The organism is Streptomyces rhizosphaerihabitans (assembly GCF_025399795.1).
GTDB classification, from domain to species: domain Bacteria; phylum Actinomycetota; class Actinomycetes; order Streptomycetales; family Streptomycetaceae; genus Streptomyces; species Streptomyces rhizosphaerihabitans.
The window spans coordinates 19,871-40,569 of the sequence record NZ_JAODTZ010000044.1; the positions used below are offsets into that span (position 1 = coordinate 19,871).

Annotated in this window: 24 protein-coding genes; 13 read left to right on the plus strand and 11 right to left on the minus strand. The window is 71.3% G+C overall.

What is annotated here, in order from left to right; translation table 11 throughout:
• Window positions 1–81: 81 nt before the first annotated feature.
• A complete protein-coding gene (locus N4G66_RS33030; RefSeq protein WP_261707951.1) occupies window positions 82–318 on the minus strand; it encodes a hypothetical protein in 237 nt (78 codons plus the stop codon).
• A gap of 261 nt (window positions 319–579) precedes the next feature.
• On the opposite strand from N4G66_RS33030, the gene N4G66_RS33035 reads away from it, so the two are divergent.
• From N4G66_RS33035 to N4G66_RS33055, 5 genes are all read left to right on the plus strand, one after another.
• Window positions 580–993: an SHOCT domain-containing protein gene (locus tag N4G66_RS33035; RefSeq protein ID WP_261707952.1), complete on the plus strand. Its 414-nt coding sequence runs from the start codon at window positions 580–582 to the stop codon at window positions 991–993.
• 182 nt (window positions 994–1,175) lie between these two features.
• Window positions 1,176–1,556, plus strand: coding sequence for a helix-turn-helix transcriptional regulator (locus N4G66_RS33040; protein ID WP_261708013.1), 381 nt, complete (start codon window positions 1,176–1,178; stop codon window positions 1,554–1,556).
• A 51-nt stretch (window positions 1,557–1,607) separates the two neighbouring features.
• Window positions 1,608–2,027 carry a VOC family protein gene (locus tag N4G66_RS33045; RefSeq protein ID WP_261707953.1) on the plus strand — a complete coding sequence of 140 codons (420 nt, stop codon included), beginning with the start codon at window positions 1,608–1,610 and terminating at the stop codon, window positions 2,025–2,027.
• Between the two features lie 353 nt (window positions 2,028–2,380).
• Window positions 2,381–3,253, plus strand: coding sequence for a hypothetical protein (locus N4G66_RS33050; protein ID WP_261707954.1), 873 nt, complete (start codon window positions 2,381–2,383; stop codon window positions 3,251–3,253).
• Window positions 3,250–4,005: a VOC family protein gene (locus N4G66_RS33055; protein ID WP_261707955.1), complete on the plus strand. Its 756-nt coding sequence runs from the start codon at window positions 3,250–3,252 to the stop codon at window positions 4,003–4,005. Before N4G66_RS33050 ends, N4G66_RS33055 begins: the two co-directional genes overlap by 4 nt.
• 228 nt (window positions 4,006–4,233) lie before the next feature.
• On the opposite strand, the gene N4G66_RS33060 is transcribed toward N4G66_RS33055, so the two are convergent.
• The 7 genes from N4G66_RS33060 to N4G66_RS33095 form a co-directional block, all read right to left on the minus strand.
• Window positions 4,234–4,491 (minus strand): hypothetical protein, encoded by a 258-nt coding sequence (locus tag N4G66_RS33060; protein WP_261707956.1) that lies wholly within the window; start codon window positions 4,489–4,491, stop codon window positions 4,234–4,236.
• Complete coding sequence (locus N4G66_RS33065) at window positions 4,488–4,835, minus strand: DUF952 domain-containing protein (protein WP_261707957.1); 348 nt, start codon at window positions 4,833–4,835, stop codon at window positions 4,488–4,490. The genes N4G66_RS33060 and N4G66_RS33065 overlap by 4 nt, the downstream gene beginning before the upstream one ends.
• A gap of 10 nt (window positions 4,836–4,845) precedes the next feature.
• Window positions 4,846–6,072 (minus strand): RNA polymerase sigma factor, encoded by a 1,227-nt coding sequence (locus N4G66_RS33070; protein ID WP_261707958.1) that lies wholly within the window; start codon window positions 6,070–6,072, stop codon window positions 4,846–4,848.
• A gap of 5 nt (window positions 6,073–6,077) precedes the next feature.
• Entirely contained in the window at window positions 6,078–6,491 is a 414-nt protein-coding gene (locus N4G66_RS33075) for a YciI family protein (protein ID WP_261707959.1), read from the minus strand.
• 501 nt (window positions 6,492–6,992) lie between these two features.
• Entirely contained in the window at window positions 6,993–7,631 is a 639-nt protein-coding gene (locus tag N4G66_RS33085) for a GNAT family N-acetyltransferase (protein ID WP_261707961.1), read from the minus strand.
• 232 nt (window positions 7,632–7,863) lie between these two features.
• Window positions 7,864–9,003 (minus strand): family 2 encapsulin nanocompartment cargo protein polyprenyl transferase, encoded by a 1,140-nt coding sequence (locus N4G66_RS33090; RefSeq protein WP_391858929.1) that lies wholly within the window; start codon window positions 9,001–9,003, stop codon window positions 7,864–7,866.
• Between the two features lie 127 nt (window positions 9,004–9,130).
• A complete protein-coding gene (locus tag N4G66_RS33095; protein ID WP_261707963.1) occupies window positions 9,131–10,537 on the minus strand; it encodes a family 2B encapsulin nanocompartment shell protein in 1,407 nt (468 codons plus the stop codon).
• A 220-nt stretch (window positions 10,538–10,757) separates the two neighbouring features.
• Here N4G66_RS33095 and N4G66_RS33100 point away from each other — a divergent pair, with 220 nt between their 5' ends.
• The 3 genes from N4G66_RS33100 (at window position 10,758) to N4G66_RS33110 (ending at window position 12,854) form a co-directional block, all read left to right on the plus strand.
• Entirely contained in the window at window positions 10,758–10,991 is a 234-nt protein-coding gene (locus N4G66_RS33100; protein WP_261707964.1) for a hypothetical protein, read from the plus strand.
• A 160-nt stretch (window positions 10,992–11,151) separates the two neighbouring features.
• The gene (locus N4G66_RS33105; RefSeq protein WP_261707965.1) at window positions 11,152–11,742 is read left to right on the plus strand and encodes an N-acetylmuramoyl-L-alanine amidase; all 591 of its coding nucleotides are present in this window, start codon (window positions 11,152–11,154) and stop codon (window positions 11,740–11,742) included.
• Between the two features lie 209 nt (window positions 11,743–11,951).
• Window positions 11,952–12,854: a 1-aminocyclopropane-1-carboxylate deaminase/D-cysteine desulfhydrase gene (locus tag N4G66_RS33110; protein ID WP_261708014.1), complete on the plus strand. Its 903-nt coding sequence runs from the start codon at window positions 11,952–11,954 to the stop codon at window positions 12,852–12,854.
• Here the strand turns inward: N4G66_RS33110 and N4G66_RS33115 are convergent.
• Window positions 12,836–14,431 (minus strand): Na+/H+ antiporter, encoded by a 1,596-nt coding sequence (locus N4G66_RS33115; RefSeq protein ID WP_261707966.1) that lies wholly within the window; start codon window positions 14,429–14,431, stop codon window positions 12,836–12,838. The two genes, N4G66_RS33110 and N4G66_RS33115, sit on opposite strands and share 19 nt — an antisense overlap.
• 62 nt (window positions 14,432–14,493) lie before the next feature.
• On the opposite strand from N4G66_RS33115, the gene N4G66_RS33120 reads away from it, so the two are divergent.
• From N4G66_RS33120 to N4G66_RS33130, 3 genes are all read left to right on the plus strand, one after another.
• On the plus strand, window positions 14,494–14,754 hold the full coding sequence (locus N4G66_RS33120; RefSeq protein ID WP_261707967.1) for a UBP-type zinc finger domain-containing protein: 261 nt from the start codon (window positions 14,494–14,496) through the stop codon (window positions 14,752–14,754).
• A gap of 307 nt (window positions 14,755–15,061) precedes the next feature.
• Window positions 15,062–15,475, plus strand: coding sequence for an anti-sigma regulatory factor (locus tag N4G66_RS33125; RefSeq protein WP_261707968.1), 414 nt, complete (start codon window positions 15,062–15,064; stop codon window positions 15,473–15,475).
• A gap of 17 nt (window positions 15,476–15,492) precedes the next feature.
• Entirely contained in the window at window positions 15,493–16,608 is a 1,116-nt protein-coding gene (locus N4G66_RS33130) for an RNA polymerase sigma factor SigF (protein ID WP_261707969.1), read from the plus strand.
• A gap of 20 nt (window positions 16,609–16,628) precedes the next feature.
• Here N4G66_RS33130 and N4G66_RS33135 read toward each other — a convergent pair whose 3' ends face one another.
• A complete protein-coding gene (locus N4G66_RS33135) occupies window positions 16,629–17,081 on the minus strand; it encodes a hypothetical protein (RefSeq protein WP_261707970.1) in 453 nt (150 codons plus the stop codon).
• 169 nt (window positions 17,082–17,250) lie between these two features.
• Between N4G66_RS33135 and N4G66_RS33140 the strand changes: the two genes are divergently transcribed.
• Window positions 17,251–18,219, plus strand: coding sequence for a diacylglycerol/lipid kinase family protein (locus tag N4G66_RS33140; protein ID WP_261707971.1), 969 nt, complete (start codon window positions 17,251–17,253; stop codon window positions 18,217–18,219).
• A gap of 317 nt (window positions 18,220–18,536) precedes the next feature.
• A complete protein-coding gene (locus tag N4G66_RS33145) occupies window positions 18,537–18,794 on the plus strand; it encodes a WhiB family transcriptional regulator (protein ID WP_006380970.1) in 258 nt (85 codons plus the stop codon).
• A 252-nt stretch (window positions 18,795–19,046) separates the two neighbouring features.
• Here the strand turns inward: N4G66_RS33145 and N4G66_RS33150 are convergent, their stop codons facing one another.
• Window positions 19,047–20,522 carry a sensor histidine kinase gene (locus N4G66_RS33150; RefSeq protein WP_261707972.1) on the minus strand — a complete coding sequence of 492 codons (1,476 nt, stop codon included), beginning with the start codon at window positions 20,520–20,522 and terminating at the stop codon, window positions 19,047–19,049.
• Window positions 20,523–20,699 lie beyond the last annotated feature (177 nt).

Sequence of the window (20,699 nt, forward strand, 5' to 3'; positions counted from 1 at the left end):
GGCGGCGGATCCGCGAGCTCACCCGCGGAGGGTGATCCGGCGGGGCGGGGGGTGACCGCACTCTGGAGCCGAAGCAAGACGTCACGCGTCAGAGAGGGCACCGCTCATGGCCTGCATCCAGCGGCAGATCCGGCCCGTGCCGGGCGTGCCGCGCCCCGGGCCCGTCCGCCACGGCCCGAAGGACCCCGAACGGTCCTTCGCGTCGCCGTGGCCCTCGGGGCCTGCACGGCGCACGCCGTCGACGCAGCCGCTGCCGCCCCCGGACGACGCCCGGAACGTCGCACCGATCACGCCGATCACACCGGACGACGTCGTCACGACGCGCCCCGTGTGTTCGGGGGGCCCTGCCCGCCCCCCGCCTTCGAGCGTCTGTCCGCCGCCGGACCCCGCACCACCGTCCGGCACACCACCGCGCTCTGCGCACCGACCCGCCAGGCCCCCTGACCGGCCGCAACCCCCCGCCGGCCGGGCCCGGGCGGAATCCCCGAGATCGCGACCCGGCGCCCGGCGACAGTTCGATCCGCCCGACACCCAAGGCAACGCTCGCGGAGATGTCGCACAACCGACAGGAGTTCGACCATGAACGGCTCGACGCTCAATCTGGCAGCGGACTACCCCCTGCTGAACGTCTTCTGGAGCATGATGTGGTTCTTCCTCTGGATCCTCTGGTTCATGCTGCTCTTCCGCGTCATCGGGGATGTCTTCCGCGACGACGAGCTGAGCGGCTGGGGCAAGGCGGGCTGGTGCGTCTTCGTCGTCATCGTGCCCTTCCTGGGCATCTTCGTGTACCTGATCGCACGGGGCCGCGGAATGGGTGAGCGCGAGATGAAGCGCATCCAGCGGAACCAGGAGGACATGAACTCCTACATCCGCGAGACCGCCGGGACCGCCGGCAAGGCCGACGAGCTGGCGAAGCTCGCGGACCTCAAGAGCCACGGCCACCTCACGGCCGAGGAGTTCGAGCAGGCCAAGGCCAAGGTCCTCGCCGCCTGACGGCACGGACACCCCCGCGCACGCAGGCCCGCCGTCCCCCGGGCAGTGATCCCCCGGAGGACGGCGAGCCTTGTGGCCGGGGACGTTCGGGGCCCGTTGTCGGTGGCGCGTGCCATTCTGGGGAGGTGGGAAATCCCAGACCCCTCGAAGACCTGGTCCGGCTGCGGCAGGCCCGCGACCGGATGAACCGCGAGTACGCGGAGCCGTGGGACATGGCCACGCTCGCGCGCACCGCGCTGATGTCGCCCGGCCACTTCCAGCGGAGCTTCAGGGAAGCGTTCGGCGAGACGCCGTACACCTATCTGATGACCCGCCGGATCGAGCGCGCGAAGGCTCTGCTGCGGCGCGGCGACCTGACGGTGACCGAGGTGTGCTTCGCGGTGGGCTGTACCTCGCTCGGTTCGTTCAGCTCGCGGTTCACGGAGCTGGTGGGCGAGACCCCGAGCGCGTACCGGGCCCGTCCGCACGACCACGGCGCCCCCATTCCGTCCTGCGTGACCCGCCGTCTGACCCGTCCGGCCCGCCACCGCAACCCGGAAGCGGAGCCGGGCACGCGTCTTTAGCTGTCGTCGTGCGCCCGCCGGGGATTACGGGACAGCCCTTAGGTTGGACGCATGGATCTGAAACTCTCCCAGTGCTTCATCTCCGTCGACGACCACGACAAGGCACTCGCCTTCTACCGTGACGTGCTGGGCCTGGAGGTCCGGGGTGACGTCGGGTTCGAGGGAATGCGGTGGGTCACCGTCGGCTCGCCGCTCCAGCCGGACGTGGAGATCGTCCTGGAACCCCCGGCGGCGGACCCGGACGCGTCTCCCGCGGACAAGCAGGCCATGGCCGAGCTGCTGGCCAAAGGGATGCTGCGCGGTGTGATCTTCTCGACGACCGACTGCGACGAGCTCTTCGAGCGCGTCCGTGCCTCGGGCGCCGAGGTCCTCCAGGAGCCCGTGGACCAGCCCTACGGCCTGCGGGACTGCGCCTTCCGCGACCCGGCGGGCAACCTCCTGCGCTTCGCGGAGAAACGCACCACCGCCTGACCGGGCCGCCCCCGCCGACTCGGCGCCACACAGGCCGGCACGGCGCCACGAAAGCCGGCACGGGTCGGCACCGACCGACCGGAGCGACAACCGGCCGACTCGGGGCGGCACAGGTCGGCACCCGACCGACCTGAGCGGCACCGGCCGCCTCGGCGCCAGTCGTGCCGGGCGACACCCGGCCTGCTCGCCGTTCCACCGGACGGACACGCGGGGCCGGGCTTCGTTCCCGGGTGTCCGCGGGCACCGGCCGGGGGCGACGGGAGCCCGGAATCGCGCGGGAGGGACACTACGTCCGTGTGTTCCGCGGGCAGGATCCGCCCGCGGAACGAACCAACACGTTCGAGGAGTCACCCGTGCCGTCCGCACGCCCCCGCGTCCTGTTCGTCAGCGACCTGGCCTATCCGGCCAAGGGGCGACGGTACTGCGACGAGGACATCGCCCTGACCTCGCGGCTGCGCGAGGAGTTCGACATCGCCGTGTGCCACCCGCTGGACGCCGCCGCGCTGATGACCGGCTTCGACGCCGTGGTCGTACGCAACAGCGGGCCTGTCCTGCACTACCAGGCCGCGTACGACGCGTTCCGGGAGCGGGCGCTCGCGGAGGGTGTCCGGGTCTACAACCAGCTGTCGGGCAAGGGCGACATGGCCGGCAAGGGGTACCTGCTGGAGCTGACCGCCGCCGGATTCCCGGTCATCCCCACCGTCGACCGCGCACCGGACCTGGACCGACTGCCCGAGGCCGACATGTATGTCGTGAAACCGAAGCAGGGCGCGGACTCCATCGGCCTGGAGTTCGTGCCGCGCGAGAACCTCGCCGGGCTGCCGTTCGGCGACATCCTCGTCCAGCCGCGCATCGACTTCCGCTACGAGGTGTCGTTCTACTTCGTCGACCACACCCTCCAGTACGCCCTGTACGCGCCCGACCCGGAGCGGCGGTGGGCGCTGGAGCCGTACGAACCGACCGCCGAGGACCGGGAGTTCGCGCAGCGCTTCGTCGAGTGGAACGACATCGCGTACGGCATCCAGCGCGTGGACGCCTGCCGGGCTCCCGGCGGTGAGCTGCTCCTCGTCGAGCTGGAGGACCTCAACCCGTATCTCTCCCTGGACGTCCTCTCCCCCGAGGCCCGGGACGCCTTCGTCGCGCGGATGAAGACGTCGTTGCGCGCCCTGATCGGACAGGAGGCGGTACGAGCCGTACCGGCCGACCAGCGGGGAGGGTCCCGATGACCGCGCGACCGGTCATCCGGTGGACCCACGTCTTCGTCGACCGGCCCGCGGCGGATCTCGGACCGGCTCTCGCCTTCTGGACGGCGGCCACCAGCACGAAGGTGTCCGAACCACGCGGCGACCAGGGCGAGTTCGTGACACTCCTGCCCGGTACGGGGAACGCGTGCGTGAAGGCGCAGGGCGTCGGGGAGGGCGCCGGGGGCGCGCATCTCGACCTGTCCGTGGAGGACGTACCGGCGCTGGTGGAGTCGGCGCTGCGGCTGGGTGCCGAGGTCGTCGCGGAGCACGAGGGGTGGGCCGTACTGCGGTCCCCCGGCGGGCAGTTGTTCTGCGCGGTGCCCTGGCAAGGGGAGTCCGCGCGGCCGCCGGTGGTCGAGGGACCGGGCGGTACGACGAGCCGGCTCGACCAGGTGAGCATCGACCTGGCACCGGGCGTGTACGACGCCGAGACCGCCTTCTGGAGCGAGCTCACCGGGTGGGAGTCCCGCCCCGGCGCCCTCCCGGAGTTCCATCTGATCAGGCCGCCCGCCGGGCTGCCGCTCCGCATCCTGCTGCAACGCCTCGGCACCGACCGCCCCACCTCCGCCCACCTGGACCTCGCCTGCTCGGACGTCGAGGCGGTCCGGGCCCACCACGAAGCCCTCGGGGCGACGGCGGTCGGCCGGGGCGCGCGCTGGACGGTGATGCGGGATCCCGTCGGCGGCACCTACTGCCTGACCGGCCGCGATCCCGCGACGGGCAGCCTGCCCTAGGGCCTGTCCGACCATTCCCGCCGGGCCCGCGACGCTCCCCCAGCTACCGCTGGGAGGTGCCCCCAGGCACCGCACTCCCCAAGCTCTTCGAGCAGGGGGATCCCCACGCCGCGTTGCCGGGCACGCCCGAGTACGCCCGAGTACGCCCAGTACGAGGGCGACCCTCCGCCTTGCGACGCACGGCACCGGACGCCGCGGTCCGATCCGATGTGGATTGTCGGACAGGCCCTAGGGGCGCGTCGCGACCACGCAGAGGGTGGGCTTCCCGTCCCGCGCGGCCGGGCAGGGCGACGGCGAGGAGTGGCCGAAGAGCGGCGGTGCCGGGCCGTCACCGCCGTCCCGCTCGGAGGTGTACCAGCCGGTGGGCGGTGGCGGCTGCGCCGAGGCCTGGAGCCAGAGTGTGAGGATGCCGCCGCCGGCCACGGCGACCGCCCACACCACCAGGACCCGGCGCCACACCCGGCGTCGCTTCCCTGCGGCGCTCACGCCGGGGCCGCCCCGCCCCGGTCCCAGACCTCCGTGTCCACGACGGCCTCCACCGGGATCGGCCCGTAGATGTGCGGGAACTCCTCGCCGCCGGGCTTCAGCGCCTCGAAGCGGACCGGCACCTCGAGCCGTTCGGCGTCGACGACGAGGACCACGAGTTCGTCCGGTCCGGCGTAGGAGCCGTACACCATGGCTGCCACGGCGGGGAGTTGGTGGCGCAGCGAGCAGTGGATGAAGCCCTCCTCCTGGAGGGTCCGGCCGCGGGTGGACATCTCGAAGACACCGGACGCGCGGGCCGCGTCCCACACGGAGCGCTCGGTCAGGTGCAGCAGGGGTTCGGACATACGGCGAACGCTACGACCTCAGCCGGGCCGCGCGCGCCTCCAAATAGCGTCGTTCGGGGAGGCTGAGGGTCTTGGCCGCCGCCGACGCGTAGGCGTCCCGGGCTCCGGCCGGGTCACCCGCGCGCTCCAGCAGATGACCGCGGACCGCGTCCAGCCGGTGACCTGCGGCCGACTCGCCCTCCAGCCGGTCGAGTTCGGCGAGGGCGGCGCGCGGCCCGTGCACCATGGCCACGGCGACCGCGCGGTTGAGGCGTTCGACGGGGCCCGGGACCCGTCGGACGAGGACGTCGTACAGGCCGAGGATCTCGGTCCAGTCCGTCGCCCGGGGCGAGGGCGCCTCGTCGTGGACCGCGGCGATCGCGGCCCTGAGTCCGTAGGGGCCCGCCGGCCCCCGCGCCAGCGCCTTGGTCACCAGGGCCACGCCCTCCTGGATCGCCGCCCTGTCCCAGCGGGTGCGGTCCTGCTCGTCGAGGGGGACGAGTTCCCCGTGCGGCCCGGTCCGCGCGGCGCGCCGGGCGTCGGTCAGCAGCATCAGTGCGAGCAGACCGGTCACCTCGCCGTCCTCGGGCAGCAGTTGCTGGACCGTGCGTGTCAACCGGATGGCCTCACCGGCGAGTTCGGCCCGTTGGAGTGCCGTTCCGGAGGTCGCGGTATAGCCCTCGTTGAAGATCAGGTAGAGGGTGTGCAGGACGGCGGGGAGCCGTTCCTCCCAGTGGTCGGGGCGGCCGAAACCGACGCCCCGCACCCGCTGTTTGGCCCGACTGATGCGCTGCGCCATGGTCGCCTCGGGCACCAGGTACGCCCGCGCGATCTCCGCCGTGGTCAGACCGCCCACCGCCCGCAGGGTGAGCGCGATCTGCGCGGCCGGGGTCAGATCGGGATGGCAGCACAGGAAGAGGAGGGAGAGCGTGTCGTCCTCCGAGGGGGCGCGGCCCGCGCCCGGCGGCGGCGCCGTGAAGGCGTCCCTCGGCGTGAGCGCCGCGGCCTTCTCCTCTCGCAGCCGCCGCGCCTCCTCCGCGCGCAGGGCGTCGACGAGCCGCCGCGAGGCGACCTTGATGAGCCAGCCGCGCGGGTTGTCCGGAACACCTTTCACGGGCCACTGTCCGGCAGCCGCGAGCAGTGCCTCCTGCGTGGCGTCCTCGGCCGCGTCGAAGTGCCCGTAGCGGCGGACGAGCGCGCCGAGGACCTGCGGCGCGTGGCGGCGCAGCAGGTCCTCGACCTCGGTCGTGCCTCTCATCCCGCTCAGATGTCCCCGGCACCGTCCTGGATGCGCCGGATGACCACCGGGTATTCGGTGAGGCCTTCGGGGCCGGGGCAGCGGGTGACCCGCTCGGCGATCTCGGTGACCCGCTCCAGGCTCGCGCAGTCGACCACCCAGTAGCCGGCCATCAGCTCCTTGGTCTCGCTGTACGGGCCGTCGGTGATCACGGCCTTGCCGTCGGGGCCCCTGCTCACCAGACGGGTCTGCGCGGGTTCGACCAGCCCCTGCGCGTCCACCAGTTCACCCGATTCGGAGAGGTCGTCGCTGATCGCGCCCATGTAGGCGTACATGGCCTGCAGTTCCTGCTCGCTCCAGGCCGGCGACTGGGCGGTCGCCTTGCCCCGCATGCCCTCGTAGTCGGCCTGTGTGCCCTGCACCATCACCAGGTACTTCATGAGTCCGCTCCTTCGGCTTCCTCGGCTCGGACCGCCCGTGGCGGGCGGCTCTCACAGGGGACGTCGGAGCCGGCCCGCGTTTCTCTACACGTCTCCACCCGGCTCTGCCCGGCGGCGTCCGGTGCGTCAGGATTTCTCCGCGGCGGGCTCCTCCGGCAGATCGTGTCCCTGGCCCTCTCCGTGTCCATGTCCCTGGCCGCGTCCGGGCTCGTCGGCGTATGCCGCGCACTTCGGGTTCCGGCAGGGTCCGGGGCTCCATCTGGGCACCCAGGCGCCCAGGGTCTTGTACCGGTGCACCGTCGTGGCGACCGACTGTCCGCATTCGGGACATACATGCTCATCTGTGCCCATGCCTTCAGGGTAGGGCGGCGGACCCACCGCTTCCTGTTGTACGTCCCGGACCTGGTCCGGGACGTGGTCTGGCTCTGGCTCTCTGGCTCTGGCTCTGGCTCTCTGGCTACGGGTCCGGCTCAAGCCCTGGGCCTGGGACCAGGCCCGGCTCTAGTCCTCGGCCCGGGCCTGTCGCCCCGGTCGCGGCTCGCGCCACATCGGCCACATCTGCGGGCCCTCCGGCAGGTCGAGGGGACGGCCCGTGAGTACGAAACCGAGGCGTTCGTACAGTGCGCGGCTGCGGGCGTTGCTCGCCTCGAGATAGGCGGCCAGGCCCTCGCGGTCGCAGCGGTCGAGGACCGACTCGATCAGCGCGCCGCCGAGCCCCTCGCCCTGGCGCTCCGGGGCCACCCCGATCATCCACAGGTACGCGTGGGCGCGTCCCTCGGGGTGGATGTCCGCCGTCAGCCGGCCGATCAGCTCGACCCGTTCGTTGCCCGGGTCGACAGCCGCGCGCAGCTGCGCGGGCCCGTCCTCGTCCGCACCGTCGTTCTCGCCCTCGCCCTCGTGATTCCCTGCGGGGACGGACAGCCACAGGGCGCACGCCGAACCGTCCTCGGCCAGATCGATACGCCCCTCGGCGAGTACGACATCGGTGAACGCCGCCATCAGCTTGGGGTGCGTCGCGCGGCGGTGCGCCGGGTCGGGGAAGACCCAGTTGCTCACCGGATCGTCCTGGAACGCCGTGTCCAGCAGCCGGACGACCAGCTCCCGGTCCGCCTCGCCCGCCACTCTGATCGCAACACCCATGACCAGCTCCGCCCTTCGCCCCAACCAGCCCCGACCGTACGGCGGTTGAGCCTATTACGCCCGGGAGCCGACACCCCGCCCCCGGGGGTGCCCCGGGGGCGTGCGCAAGGGCGCGGGCCCCGCACGCCGTGGGGATGCGCGGGGCCCGCCCTCCGGAGCCGGGCACCGTACGGATGTCAGGTTCCGTACGGTGCCCGGGGTTCCGGGGTCGCCGACCGGCCGACGGGACCGGTCAGTTGCTGCGCCGGGTGACGAACTCGGCCAGTGCGAGAAGGCCGCCCGCCGCCTCGGGGGCGGGTACCGCGCGGGACAGTTCGTGCATCGCCCGGGACATCCGGTCGGCCGCCTGGGCCTGCGCCCAGTCGCGCCCGCCCGCCCGCTCGACGGCCAGCACCGTACGCTCCAACTCCCCTTCCCGGTACGGCGCCGCGTACAAATCGGCCAGCTCCGCGGCCGCCGGGGTGCCCGAGGTGAGCGCGGCGACCACGGGCAGCGACTTCTTGCGGACGGCGAGGTCCGCCCCGGCCGGTTTGCCGGTGCGGGCCGGGTCGCCCCAGATCCCGATCACATCGTCGATCAGCTGGAAGGCGAGCCCCGCCTCCCGGCCGAACGCGTCGAGCGCCTCGACGTCCCGCGCGTCCGCCCCCGCGTACAGCCCCCCGATGGCGCAGGCACTGCCGAGCAGGGCGCCCGTCTTCGCCTCGGCCATGGCGAGGCACTCCTCAAGGGTGACCTCGTCCGGGCCGAGCTTCTCCATGGCCGTGTCCGTGTGCTGTCCGGCGCACAGTTCGACGACGCAGCCCGCGAGCCGCGCGGCGGCCGCCGAGGACGCGCGGTGCGGATCCTCGGCGAGCAGCCGCATGGCCAGTGCCTGCAGGGCGTCCCCGGCGAGGATCGCGTCGGCGTCGCCGAACACGGTCCAGGCGGTGGGGCGGTGTCTGCGGGTGGCGTCCCGGTCCATCACGTCGTCGTGCAGCAGGGTGAAGTTGTGGATCAGCTCCACCGCGGCGGCCGCCCGTACCGCCGTCTCCTGCCGGCCGCCGAGTGCCTGGACCGCGGTGAGCACCAGCGCGGGCCGAATGGCCTTGCCGGCGTTCCCCGCCGCCGGGGTGCCGTCCGCCTGCTCCCAGCCGAAGTGGTACAGCCCGACGCGGCGCATCGAGCCCGGCAGCGAGTCGATGGCCCGGCGCAGCTCGGGGTCGACGAACGCCCGTGCCCGCTCCAGGATGACCGCGGCCTCCGGCGCGTCGGGCGGGTTCGGCGCGCCCTGTCTTTGCATGGGTCTCCCGCCGTGACTTCGCCGGTCCGGGGTCCCTGGCGGGCGCCGTCTGTCGGGAATTCCGGCCGGGCCCTGCTGCGTCTCCGTCGTCATGCGCTCACCCGCGCGATCGCATCGGAGAGCCGGCTGACGACGGCGCCCGAACGGCCTCGGGGCGCGCGCCCCCGTCGTGGTCCCGCCCCGAGGGACAGGACCACGACGGACTCCGCTTCGCGGATCGTCACCGCCACCGGCCGATCTCGACGTTCTCCAGGATGCCGAGGGCGTCCGGCACGAGCACCGCGGCGGAGTAGTACGCCGTCACCAGGTAGGAGATGATCGCCTGTTCGTTGATGCCCATGAAGCGCACCGACAGGCTCGGCTCGATCTCGTCCGGGATGCCCGCCTGCTGGAGCCCGACCACTCCCTGTTCGGCCTCGCCGGTGCGCATCGCGATGATCGAGGTCGTCCGGGCGTCACTGACCGGGATCTTGTTGCACGGGAAGATCGGCACCCCGCGCCAGGTCGGGATGCGGTTGCCGGCCATCTCGATGCTCTCGGGGACGAGTCCGCGTTTGTTCAGCTCGCGGCCGAAGGCTGAGATCGCGCGCGGGTGGGCGAGGAACAGTTTGGTTCCGCGCCGACGGCTGAGCAGCTCGTCCATGTCGTCCGGGCTCGGTACGCCGTCGTGCGGCTGGAGCCGCTGGTCGTACTCGCAGTTGTTGAGCATTCCGAACTCGCGGTTGTTGATGAGCTCGTGCTCCTGGCGCTCCTTCAACGCCTCCACGGTGAGCCGCAACTGCTGCTCGGTCTGGTTCATCGGCTGGTTGTAGAGGTCGGCCACGCGCGTGTGCAGGCGCAGGACCGTCTGGGCGATGCTCAGTTCGTACTCGCGCGGGGTGGCCTCGTAGTCCACGAAGGTGCCCGGGATGTCCTGCTCCCCGGTGTGGCCGGCCGCGAGGTCGATCTCCTTCTCGCCGTACTTGTTGGTGCGCTGCGACGGAATCGCGCGCAGCTCCTGGAGATGGGCGCTCAGGGACTCGGCGCGCTCCGCCACCTGTTCGAGATCCTGGCGGGGCAGCGTGAGCACGGTCACCGCCGTCACCGCGCGGGCCGTGTACTCCCAGATGGCCTCCGGGTCGATGAGCGCCTGCTCGCCGAAGTACGCGCCGTCGGCGAGGACACCGAGCACCGCGTCGTCCCCGTAGGGACCGGTGCCGATCTTCTCGACCTTGCCGTGCGCCAGCAGGAAGACCTCTTCGGCCCGGCTGCCGAACGAGGCCAGCACCTCCCCCGGGGCGAACTCCCGCTGCTGGCACCGCTGGGCGAGCTCGCCCAGTACGTCCTCGTCCTCGTACGACCGCAGCACGGACAGTTCCCCGAGCTCCGCGGGGATGACCTGGACACGGTCCCCGGTCTTGACGAACGTCACGCGGCCGTCGCCCACGGAGTAGCTGAGCCGCCGGTTCACGCGGTACGTGCCACCCTGCACGTTCACCCACGGAAGCATGCGCAGCAGCCACCGCGAGCTGATCTCCTGCATCTGTGGCGCGGACTTGGTGGTGGTGGCCAGGTTCCGCGCGGCGGATGTGCCGAGACTCTGCTGCGGACGGTTCTGCTCCGCGCGGACCTCTTCGCCTACCGACATGAAAATTGCCCTTCCGGTCGTGCACTGATCTTCGGGAGCAAGCCTTCCATTACGGAGCGTGCTGGTGCTATTACACGAATGAGGGGGAATGGATCACTCCGGACCTGGGCAGAGGGGGCGATTCCGCCGGACCGGGCCGCCCTACGGCCAGGGAACTCCAAGATCCGGCCGTCCGTTCGCTCCCTCGACGGACAACGACGGGCAACGACGGGAGACAGCAGTGGCAGGCTTCCTGGACCGCGCGAAAGAGCAGGCGCAGCGCGGACTCACGCAGGGCAAGCAGAAGCTGGACGACGTGCAGGCGCAGCGTGCGGGCGGCGACCTCCTGAAGAGACTCGGCTCCGCGTACTACGCGGAGCGGCGGGGCAGCGGTTCCGCCGAGGCGACCCGGCAAGCTCTTCAGGCACTGGAGAGTCACATCGCCACCCACGGGGACGCCTTCCTCCGGTCCTGACCGGTTCCTCTTCCTCCGGTCCTGACCGGTTCCTCCTGGACTGACCGGATCGACTCGCACGCTGTGCGAACGAGTGGGTCCGGCAGCCCGGTCGGCTATAGAAGCTGCGGTACCAGACGGCCACGACAGGTGGCCGACGTACAGCGCGAAGGAGTCGGCCATGGCATCGCCCATGTCCGCGGGCAGTTTCCTGGACCGGATCAGGGAGGAAGGCGTCCACGTCGTCGAGGTCGGCGACTGGGAGCATCACAACCGCAATCACAAGGGCCCCTGGGGGCCGGTGCACGGGGTGATGATCCACCACACGGTGACCTCGGGCACCGAGCTCACGGTCGGGCTCTGCCGCGAGGGCCGGGAGGATCTGCCCGGACCGCTGTGCCACGGCGTCATCACCAAGGACGGCGTCCTCCACCTGGTCGGCTACGGCCGGGCCAACCACGCGGGCCTCGGCGACGACGACGTGCTGCGCGCGGTGATCGCCGAGAAGGCGCTGCCGCACGACAACGAGGCGAACACCGACGGCAACCGCCATTTCTACGGCTTCGAGTGCGAGAACCTCGGCAACGGCAAGGACCCGTGGCCCGAGGCCCAGCTGGACGCCATCGCCAGGGTTTCCGCCGCGATCTGCCGGTTCCACGGCTGGACGGAGCGCTCGGTCATCGGCCACCTGGAGTGGCAGCCGGGAAAGGTGGACCCGCGAGGATTCACGATGAGCTTCCTGCGGGGGCGCGTCCGCGAGGTGCTGAAGTGAGCTGAGGCGCCGAGGGCCGCGGCGTGGACGGCCGGCATCGCGGGCCCCCGCGTCCGGCCGTCCCCGGACAGGTGTCCGACAATGAAGGGGTGCCCAGCCCCGCCGCCCCGGACAACGGCGCTCCCGACACCTCGGACAGCGCCACCGCAGCCGTCCCCGGCGCACCCGGAGCCCTCGGCCCGGCCGACCCGCTCGGGCTCCGGCCGCGTATACCGTCGCCGCTCCGGGAGGTCGTGGACGGGCGGTTCGCGCGGCATGGCGTCCGGCTGGTGCTGAAGCGGGACGATCTGATCCACCCGCTGCTGATCGGCAACAAGTGGCGCAAGCTGACGCCGAACCTCGAAGCGGCGGCGGGCCGCACCCTGGTCACCTTCGGCGGGGCGTACTCGAACCATCTGCGTGCCACCGCCGCAGCGGGCCGCCTGCTGGGCCTGCCCACCCTCGGTGTGGTCCGCGGCCAGGAGCTGGCCGACCGCCCCCTCAACCCCTCACTGGCCCGCTGCGCGGCCGACGGTATGCGCCTTCACTTCGTCGACAGATCGACGTACCGCCACAAGACGGAGCCGGAGACGCTGGCCGGGATCCTGCGCGCGACGGACACCGAGGACGCGTACGTGGTGCCCGAGGGCGGCAGCAACGCCCTCGCCGTACGTGGCTGCCAAGCGCTCGGCGAGGAGCTGCGCGATCACGGCGGCATCGACGTGGCCGCCCTGGCCTGCGGCACCGGCGGCACCCTCGCCGGACTGGCCGCGGGCCTCGCTCCCGGTCAGCGCGCTCTCGGCATCCCGGTCCTGCGAGGCGGCTTCCTCGACGCCGGGACGACCGCCCTGCAGACGGCCGCGTTCGGCTCCCGGCGCGGCACCTGGTCCCTCGACGAACGCTTCCACTTCGGCGGCTACGCCCGCACCAGCGCCGAACTCGACGCCTTCGCCGAGGACTTCGAGCAGCGCCACGGGCTGTCCGTCGAACGTCTCTATGTCGCCAAGATGCTCTACGGACTTGTCGCCCTCGCCGAGGAGGGCGCGTTCCCGCGCGGCACGACGGTGGCGGCGGTGATCACCGGGGCGCCGTTCCCCGCGGCGGAGACCGGACCTCAGGCCGCCTCCCGGTAGGCCGCCGCCTCCTCCAGGTCCAGCCGGCGCAGCAGCGTGCGCAGCATCTCGTCGTCGATGTAGCGGTGGTCGCGCAGCTTGACGAAGACATCGCGCTCGGTGCCGATCATCTCGCGGGAGAGCCGGCGGTAAGTGTCGTCCGCGGTCTCGCCGGTGACCGGGTTGACCGCGCCGAGCCGCTCCCAGACGGCGTTGCGGCGCCGCTCCATGACCGTGCGCAGACGCTCGGCGAGCGGCGGTGGCAGGGCGTTGCGCTCGTCGGCGAGGAGTTCGTCGAGGCGCCCCTCCGCGGCACGGGAGGCCTGCGCCTGGGCGTTGGCCTCGGCGAGCGTCTCGGCCTGTATGTCGCGCCCCGGCAGTTTCAGCAGCCGGATCAGCGGGGGCAGGGTCAGGCCCTGCACGACCAGAGTGCCGATGACGGTGGTGAAGGTCAGGAAGAGGATCAGGTTGCGTTCAGGGAAGGCGTCGCCGCCGTGCACGGTGAGCGGGATGGAGAAGGCGATGGCGAGCGAGACGACTCCGCGCATGCCGGCCCAGCCGATGATGAACGGCCCCTTCCAGGTCGGGTTGTCCTCGCGTTCGCGGATACGCGCCGACAGGATGCGGGGCAGGAAGGTGGCGGGGAACACCCACACGAAGCGGGTCGCCACGACGACGAGGAAGAGGGCGAGGGCGTACCAGGCCGCACTCGCGCCCGCGTAGGCGCCGAGACCCTTCAGGACGACCGGCAGTTGGAGTCCGATCAGCGCGAACACCGCGGACTCCAGGACGAACGCGACCATCTTCCACACCGCCTCCTCCTGGAGCCGGGTCGCGAAGTCCACCTCCCAGGAGCGGTGTCCGAGGTAGAGCGCGACGACGACCACCGCGAGCACCCCGGAGGCGTTGAACTGCTCGGCGATGCCGTAGGCGACGAAGGGGATCAGCAGGGAGAGGGTGTTCTGGAGGAGCGCCTCGTTCATGTGGGTGCGCAGCCAGTGGATGGGGATCATCAGCACGAGCCCGACGACGACGCCGCCGACCGCCGCGAGCAGGAACTCGCGGACGCCGCCCGCCCAGGTCGCGCCCTCGCCGACCGCCGCCGCGAGCGCCACCTTGTAGGCGGTGATCGCGGTCGCGTCGTTCACCAGGGACTCCCCCTGCAGGATCGTGGTGATCCGTGAGGGCAGTCCCACCCGGCGCGCCACGGCCGTCGCGGCCACCGCGTCCGGCGGCGCGACCACGGCGCCGAGCACCAGCGCCGCGGGCAGCGGCAGGCCCGGTACGAGCAGATAGGCGGCCCAGCCGACCACGAGGGTCGCGAAGAGGACGTACCCGACCGACAACAGCGCGACGGGCCTCAACTGGGCCCTCAGGTCGAGGTAGGAGCTGTCGGTGGCCGCCGTGTACAGCAGCGGCGGCAGCACCAGCGGAAGCACGACGTCGGGGTCGAGTTCGTACGCGGGCACCCCCGGGACGTACGAGATCAGCAGGGCCACGGCGACGATCAGCAGGGGTGCCGGGACCGGGGTGCGGCGGGCGGCCCCGGCGACCGCCGCGCTCCCCGCGACCAGCAACAGCAGTGGCAGCACATCCATCGTCTTTCGCCCGCCCTCTTTTTCCGCGCGGCATCCCGCACGCCCGACGTAACCTGGCAATCATGAAACAGTGCACGCACGCCGAAGCGCTGCCGCAGCCCGAACCCGAGCCCGGGAGCGAGACCTGCCTGGAGTGCGTGGCCGCCGGCACCCACCCGGTGCAGCTTCGGCTGTGTCTGGAGTGCGGGCATCTCGCCTGTTGTGACTCCTCACCGCTGCGGCACGCGACGGAGCACCACAAGGACACCGGACATCCGATCATGCGCACGTTCGAGCAGGGGGAGAACTGGCGTTGGTGTTTTGTGGACCACGTACTCGTCTGAGCCGCGGATCACGTTCGCGTCCGAGCCGTGGATCACGTACGCGCGTGACTCACGATCCGGACGGTTCGACGGTCTGACGTCTGGGTACGTCAACCCGGCGCGCGCTCTTCCTATTTGGGGCCGCAGACCTCTAGCCACTGTCCGTACTCATGGGCTTACTATGAGTGACAGCAAGGGGCGGGGTCCCCAGGACAGGAAAGTCCGGAGCGCGGTAGCGTCACCGCTGAACGACGTAGCGCGTTACCCCGGGGGGCGACCCTCGGCCCCGAAAGAGCTCGAATGAGCTTGTACCACCATGGAGGTGAGGGTGTCCCAGATCGCAGGCGAGCCCGCGACGAAGGACTTCGTGGAAGTCCGGCTGCCGGCCGCGGGTGCCTACCTGTCGGTACTGCGCACGGCCACGGCCGGGCTGGCGGCCCGTTTGGACTTCACCCTCGACGAGATCGAGGATCTGCGCATCGCGGTGGACGAGGCCTGCGCGATCCTGCTGCAGCAGGCCGTCCCCGGTTCGGTGCTCAGCTGTGTCTTCCGGCTGATCGACGACTCACTGGAGGTCACGGTCTCGGCTCCGACCACCGACGGTCACGCTCCGTCACGTGACACCTTCGCGTGGACCGTCCTGTCGGCGCTCGCGGGCAAGGTCGAGTCCACCGTCGCCGAGGACAAGACCGTGACGATCAGCCTCTACAAACAGCGCGGCGCGGGACCCGGGCCGGCGTGAGGAACGGGGACGGGCCGGTGCGGGACGAAGAGCGCGGCACACGGGAGCCTCCCGCGGAGCGCGCCGACGGCCCGGGCGGGCCGCGGCACACGGCGGACGGCGTCGACGGCATCCCCGAACAGGCCCGGCCGCATCCGGAGATCGACGTCTCCTCGGCGGCAGCGGCGCAGCCGGAGGTCTTCCCCGGACGGGGAGGTCCCCCCGGTTCGAGCGCGGCCGAGGACACGGGGGAAGAGCCGCGAGCTCGGGGAATGGTGACGGGCGGGACTATGAGCGAGCACGAGCGAAACGCGGAGCAGAACGTGCAGGGCGCGCAGCACGGGCCGAGCGCCCAGCACATCCAGCACGGCCCCAGCGCCCAGCACATCCGGCACGACCCGCAGGACCGCAGCGGGGCGCGGGCGCTGTTCATCGAGCTGCGCAAGCTGCAGGACGGCAGCACCGAGTACGCGGAACTGCGCAATCAGCTGGTCCGCATGCACCTGCCACTCGTCGAGCACCTCGCGCGCCGCTTCCGCAACCGTGGTGAGCCGCTGGACGACCTCACCCAGGTCGCGACCATCGGGCTGATCAAGTCGGTCGACCGGTTCGACCCGGAGCGCGGCGTCGAGTTCTCGACGTACGCGACCCCGACGGTGGTCGGCGAGATCAAGCGGCACTTCCGCGACAAGGGCTGGGCGGTGCGCGTCCCGCGCCGCCTCCAGGAGCTGCGGCTGGCGCTGACCACGGCGACCGCCGAGCTCTCCCAGCTGCACGGCCGCTCCCCGACGGTCCACGAACTGGCCGAGAAGCTGGCCATCTCGGAGGAGGAGGTCCTGGAGGGCCTGGAGTCCGCCAACGCGTACTCCACGCTGTCCCTGGACGTCCCCGACACGGACGACGAGTCCCCGGCGGTCGCCGACACCCTGGGCGCCGAGGACGAGGCGCTGGAAGGCGTCGAGTACCGGGAGTCGCTCAAGCCGCTGCTGGAGGATCTTCCGCCGCGGGAGAAGCGGATCCTGCTCCTTCGCTTCTTCGGCAACATGACGCAGTCGCAGATCGCGCAGGAGGTCGGCATCTCGCAGATGCACGTCTCGCGGCTGCTGGCCCGCACGCTCGCCCAGCTGCGGGAGAAGCTCCTCGTCGAGGAGTGAGCCCGAGGAGTGAGCCCCTCCTACTTCTCGTTCCGTACGTCGCCGCCGGGCCCTCGGATTCCGAGGGCCCGTGTCGTTGCCGGGTTCACCAGCAGCACCAGGGCCGCCAGCGCGACGGCCGCGAGGGCGATGCCGGCGGGGATCGCGACGCTGTCGGCCTGGAGCAGGGTGTAGGCCACGGGCAGCGCCAGGACCTGGGTGATGAGGGCCGGGCCCCGGCTCCAGCTGCGGCGCAGCAGCAGGCCGCGCGCGGCCAGGAGCGGCAGCAGGGCGAGCACGATCAGCGTGACGCCGCCGGTGACGGCCTGCCGCCGGCTGTCGGGGTCGCCCGTGAGACCGAGCACGACGATGCACACGCCGCCCGCCACCAGGGCGGCCCCTTCCAGCGCGGCCAGCGCCGCCGCGGCGGTCAGCCGGCCGGGACGGGGGCCAAGGAGGGGGGCGGCGGGGGTGGGATTCTGCTCACGGCTCACCCCCGAAGCGTAGCCCTCGGCCCCGCACCTCAGAGCGCCCCGGGGCCGTACACCGCTCTGTTCCGGGGCTCGCACCGGCCCGTCGCCGCACCCTCGGCGCCCCTGGGACTCTTACTGGATCCCTACCTCGGTCTGGGACGAGTACCACCCAGTAGGTACGCTGCATCGCATGCGTGCACTTCTCGTGGTCAATCCGGCAGCAACCACCACAAGTGCGCGTACGCGTGACGTGTTGATCCACGCGTTGGCCAGTGAGATGAAGCTGGAAGTGGTCACCACCGAGTACCGCGGGCACGCCCGGGACCTCGGCCGGCAGGCCGCGGACAGCGACGACATAGACATGGTCGTGGCCCTCGGCGGGGACGGCACGGTCAACGAGGTCGTGAACGGTCTTCTGCACCGGGGCCCCGACCCGGAGCGCCTTCCCCGTCTCGCCGTGGTCCCCGGTGGCTCCACCAATGTCTTCGCCCGCGCCCTCGGCCTGCCGAACGACGCCGTGGAGGCGACCGGTGCCCTGCTGGACGCGCTGCGCGAGGAGCGCGAGCGCACGGTCGGCCTCGGTCTGGCCGCGGGGACTCCCGGCACCGAGGACGAGTCCGTGCCCTCCCGCTGGTTCACCTTCTGCGCCGGCCTCGGCTTCGACGCGGGGGTGGTGGGCCGGGTCGAGCAGCAGCGCGAGCTCGGCCGGCGTTCCACTCACGCGTTGTATCTCCGCCAAGTGGTACGCCAGTTTTTGGACGAACCTCACCGTCGGCACGGAATGATCACTCTGGAGCGCCCCGGCGCGGACCCGGTCACCGATCTGGTCCTGTCCATCATCTGCAACACCTCGCCGTGGACGTTTCTCGGCAATCGTCCGGTGTACGCGGCGCCTAAGGCCTCGTTCGATACCGGGCTCGACGTACTCGCCCTCAGCCGCATGTCGACGGCCTCGGTTGCCCGGTATGCCACCCAGTTGCTCACTTCGTCCCCCGAGCGTGGACCCCAGGGCAAGCACGCCGTCACTCTGCATGACCTGACGGACTTCACCTTGCATTCGAAGGTTCCACTACCCCTTCAGATGGACGGCGACCATCTGGGACTGCGTACAAGCGTGACGTTCACAGGCGTACGCCGTGCACTGCGTGTGATTGTGTGAGTGGAAGGGGCCAAACTCCTTTCACTCGAACGTTTAGACCAGGGTCCACCCCATGGAAGTACGGCTGTGACTCAGCCGACACCGAGGAATCAAAAAAAACTTTCCTGAAGGGGTTGTATCCGCCGCTGAGGTTTGCGAGTCTCTACGTGGCGCTCGGGACGGCCCGCACCATCGGCCCCCAGAGCACCGGAACCCCTCCTCAAATCACAGGACCACACCAGTCCGTCTGGCTGTCGGCCCTTCACTTGTTGAGGGATTCGTGAAAGCGTTCACATTCACAAGCAACGTGCATGTAATACCAAGGAGAGGTAGCAGCCATGGACTGGCGTCACAACGCCGTTTGCCGCGAGGAAGACCCCGAGCTCTTCTTCCCCATCGGCAACACCGGTCCTGCGCTGCTGCAGATCGAGGAAGCCAAGGCCGTCTGCCGCCGCTGCCCCGTCATGGAGCAGTGTCTGCAGTGGGCGCTCGAGTCCGGCCAGGACTCCGGCGTCTGGGGTGGCCTCAGCGAGGACGAGCGCCGCGCAATGAAGCGCCGTGCTGCCCGCAACCGAGCTCGTCAGGCCACCGCCTGACGTTCCACCCCGCACGAGCCTGAGCTTGGCGGCGCGTACAGCGAGTACGCAACTCCCGCCCCCGAGCCGCAGCGCGCAGTACCCCGATGCGCTTGATGCAACGAGCTTTCAGCCCCGGACCACCTGGTGGTCCGGGGCTCATTGCTGTTCTCACCCAGGGCCGGTCACAGTGAGTGACGGACCCTTGTGGCGCCGACTGCCCCTGTCCGTAGGCCACTTGTGCCGGTCCTACGCACTTCGTGCGCGGGTCGGCTACTTCGGCACGATCACCGGAATGTCCAGGAGCACCTGCGTGCCGCGCTCCGGAGCGGCCACCATGTCGAAGGTGCCGCCCAACTCGCCCTCCACCAGCGTCCGTACGATCTGCAGGCCGAGGTTGCCCGAGCGGTGCGGGTCGAAGCCCTCGGGCAGTCCGACCCCGTCGTCCGTCACGGTGACCAGCAGCCGGGCGTCCTTGGAGGTGCCGCCGCGCACGGCGGAGACCTCGACGGTGCCCCGGTCGCCCTCACGGAAGCCGTGCTCCAGCGCGTTCTGCAGGATCTCGGTGAGAACCATCGAGAGCGGGGTCGCGACCTCGGCGTCCAGGATGCCGAAGCGTCCGGTGCGCCGGCCGGTGACCTTTCCGGGCGAGATCTCGGCGACCATGGCGAGCACCCGGTCGGCGATCTCGTCGAACTCGACCCGCTCGTCCAGGTTCTGGGAGAGCGTCTCGTGCACGATCGCGATGGAACCCACCCGGCGCACGGCCTCCTCCAGGGCTTCCCGGCCGCGGTCGGAGTCGATACGGCGGGCCTGCAGCCGCAGCAGGGCCGCCACCGTCTGGAGGTTGTTCTTCACCCGGTGATGGATCTCCCTGATGGTGGCGTCCTTGGTGATCAATTCACGCTCGCGGCGGCGCAGTTCGGTGACATCGCGGAGCAGGACCAGGGAACCGACACGGGTGCCCTTGGGCTTGAGCGGGATCGCCCGCAGCTGGATCACGCCCTCGGCGCTCTCGATCTCGAACTCGCGGGGCGCCCAGCCGCTGGCGACCTTGGACAGCGCCTCGTCCACCGGACCCCGGGACGGGGCGAGTTCGGCGGTCGTGGAGCCGAGGTCGCATCCCACCAGGTCGGCGGCCAGACCCAGGCGGTGGTACGCGGAGAGCGCGTTCGGTGAGGCGTACTGGACGACGCCGTCCGCGTCGAGGCGGATCAGTCCGTCGCCGACCCTCGGCGAGGCGTCCATGTCGACCTGCTGGTCGGGGAACGGGAAGGTGCCCGCCGCGATCATCTGTGCGAGGTCGGAGGCGCTCTGCAGATACGTCAGTTCGAGCCGGCTCGGGGTGCGCACGGTGAGCAGGTTGGTGTTGCGGGCGATGACACCGAGGACCCGGCCCTCACGTCGTACGGGAATGGACTCGACCCGGACCGGCACCTCCTCGCGCCATTCGGGATCGCCCTCGCGCACGATCCGGCCCTCGTCGAGCGCCGCGTCCAGCAGGGGGCGGCGGCCGCGCGGGACCAGGTGGCCGACCATGTCGTCCTGGTACGAGGTGGGCCCCGTGTTGGGGCGCATCTGGGCGACCGAGACGTAGCGGGTGCCGTCGCGTGTGGGAACCCACAGGACGAGGTCGGCGAAGGAGAGGTCGGAGAGCAACTGCCACTCCGAGACCAGCAGATGCAGCCACTCGAGATCGGAGTCACCGAGAGCGGTGTGCTGGCGTACGAGGTCGTTCATGGAGGGCACGAGTGCGAGCGTACCCGGCGGATCCGACAGGTCCCGAAATCGGCCGTCCGGGCGGGGGGCCCGAGGGCGCCGTCCGGCCCCGGAAACACCCGCGGGCCGCGGCGCCTGGGAGGGACCCTCGACCCTCCCGGCACCGCAGCCCGGAGCAACAACGGCCGCGGGGTGTGCGGTCCCGGT

Excerpts from the sequence above, each read along its gene's own strand:
- N4G66_RS33040 (WP_261708013.1), top strand. The coding sequence starts at position 1,176 with ATGAACCGCGAGTACGCGGAGCCGTGGGACATGGCCACGCTCGCGCGC.
- N4G66_RS33055 (WP_261707955.1), top strand. The coding sequence starts at position 3,250 with ATGACCGCGCGACCGGTCATCCGGTGGACCCACGTCTTCGTCGACCGG.
- N4G66_RS33035 (WP_261707952.1), top strand. The coding sequence starts at position 580 with ATGAACGGCTCGACGCTCAATCTGGCAGCGGACTACCCCCTGCTGAAC.
- N4G66_RS33075 (WP_261707959.1), bottom strand. The coding sequence starts at position 6,491 with ATGAAGTACCTGGTGATGGTGCAGGGCACACAGGCCGACTACGAGGGC.
- N4G66_RS33070 (WP_261707958.1), bottom strand. The coding sequence starts at position 6,072 with ATGAGAGGCACGACCGAGGTCGAGGACCTGCTGCGCCGCCACGCGCCG.
- N4G66_RS33105 (WP_261707965.1), top strand. The coding sequence starts at position 11,152 with ATGGCATCGCCCATGTCCGCGGGCAGTTTCCTGGACCGGATCAGGGAG.
- N4G66_RS33085 (WP_261707961.1), bottom strand. The coding sequence starts at position 7,631 with ATGGGTGTTGCGATCAGAGTGGCGGGCGAGGCGGACCGGGAGCTGGTC.
- N4G66_RS33120 (WP_261707967.1), top strand. The coding sequence starts at position 14,494 with ATGAAACAGTGCACGCACGCCGAAGCGCTGCCGCAGCCCGAACCCGAG.
- N4G66_RS33090 (WP_391858929.1), bottom strand. The coding sequence starts at position 9,003 with ATGACGACGGAGACGCAGCAGGGCCCGGCCGGAATTCCCGACAGACGG.
- N4G66_RS33095 (WP_261707963.1), bottom strand. The coding sequence starts at position 10,537 with ATGTCGGTAGGCGAAGAGGTCCGCGCGGAGCAGAACCGTCCGCAGCAG.
- N4G66_RS33140 (WP_261707971.1), top strand. The coding sequence starts at position 17,251 with ATGCGTGCACTTCTCGTGGTCAATCCGGCAGCAACCACCACAAGTGCG.
- N4G66_RS33045 (WP_261707953.1), top strand. The coding sequence starts at position 1,608 with ATGGATCTGAAACTCTCCCAGTGCTTCATCTCCGTCGACGACCACGAC.
- N4G66_RS33145 (WP_006380970.1), top strand. The coding sequence starts at position 18,537 with ATGGACTGGCGTCACAACGCCGTTTGCCGCGAGGAAGACCCCGAGCTC.
- N4G66_RS33115 (WP_261707966.1), bottom strand. The coding sequence starts at position 14,431 with ATGGATGTGCTGCCACTGCTGTTGCTGGTCGCGGGGAGCGCGGCGGTC.
- N4G66_RS33065 (WP_261707957.1), bottom strand. The coding sequence starts at position 4,835 with ATGTCCGAACCCCTGCTGCACCTGACCGAGCGCTCCGTGTGGGACGCG.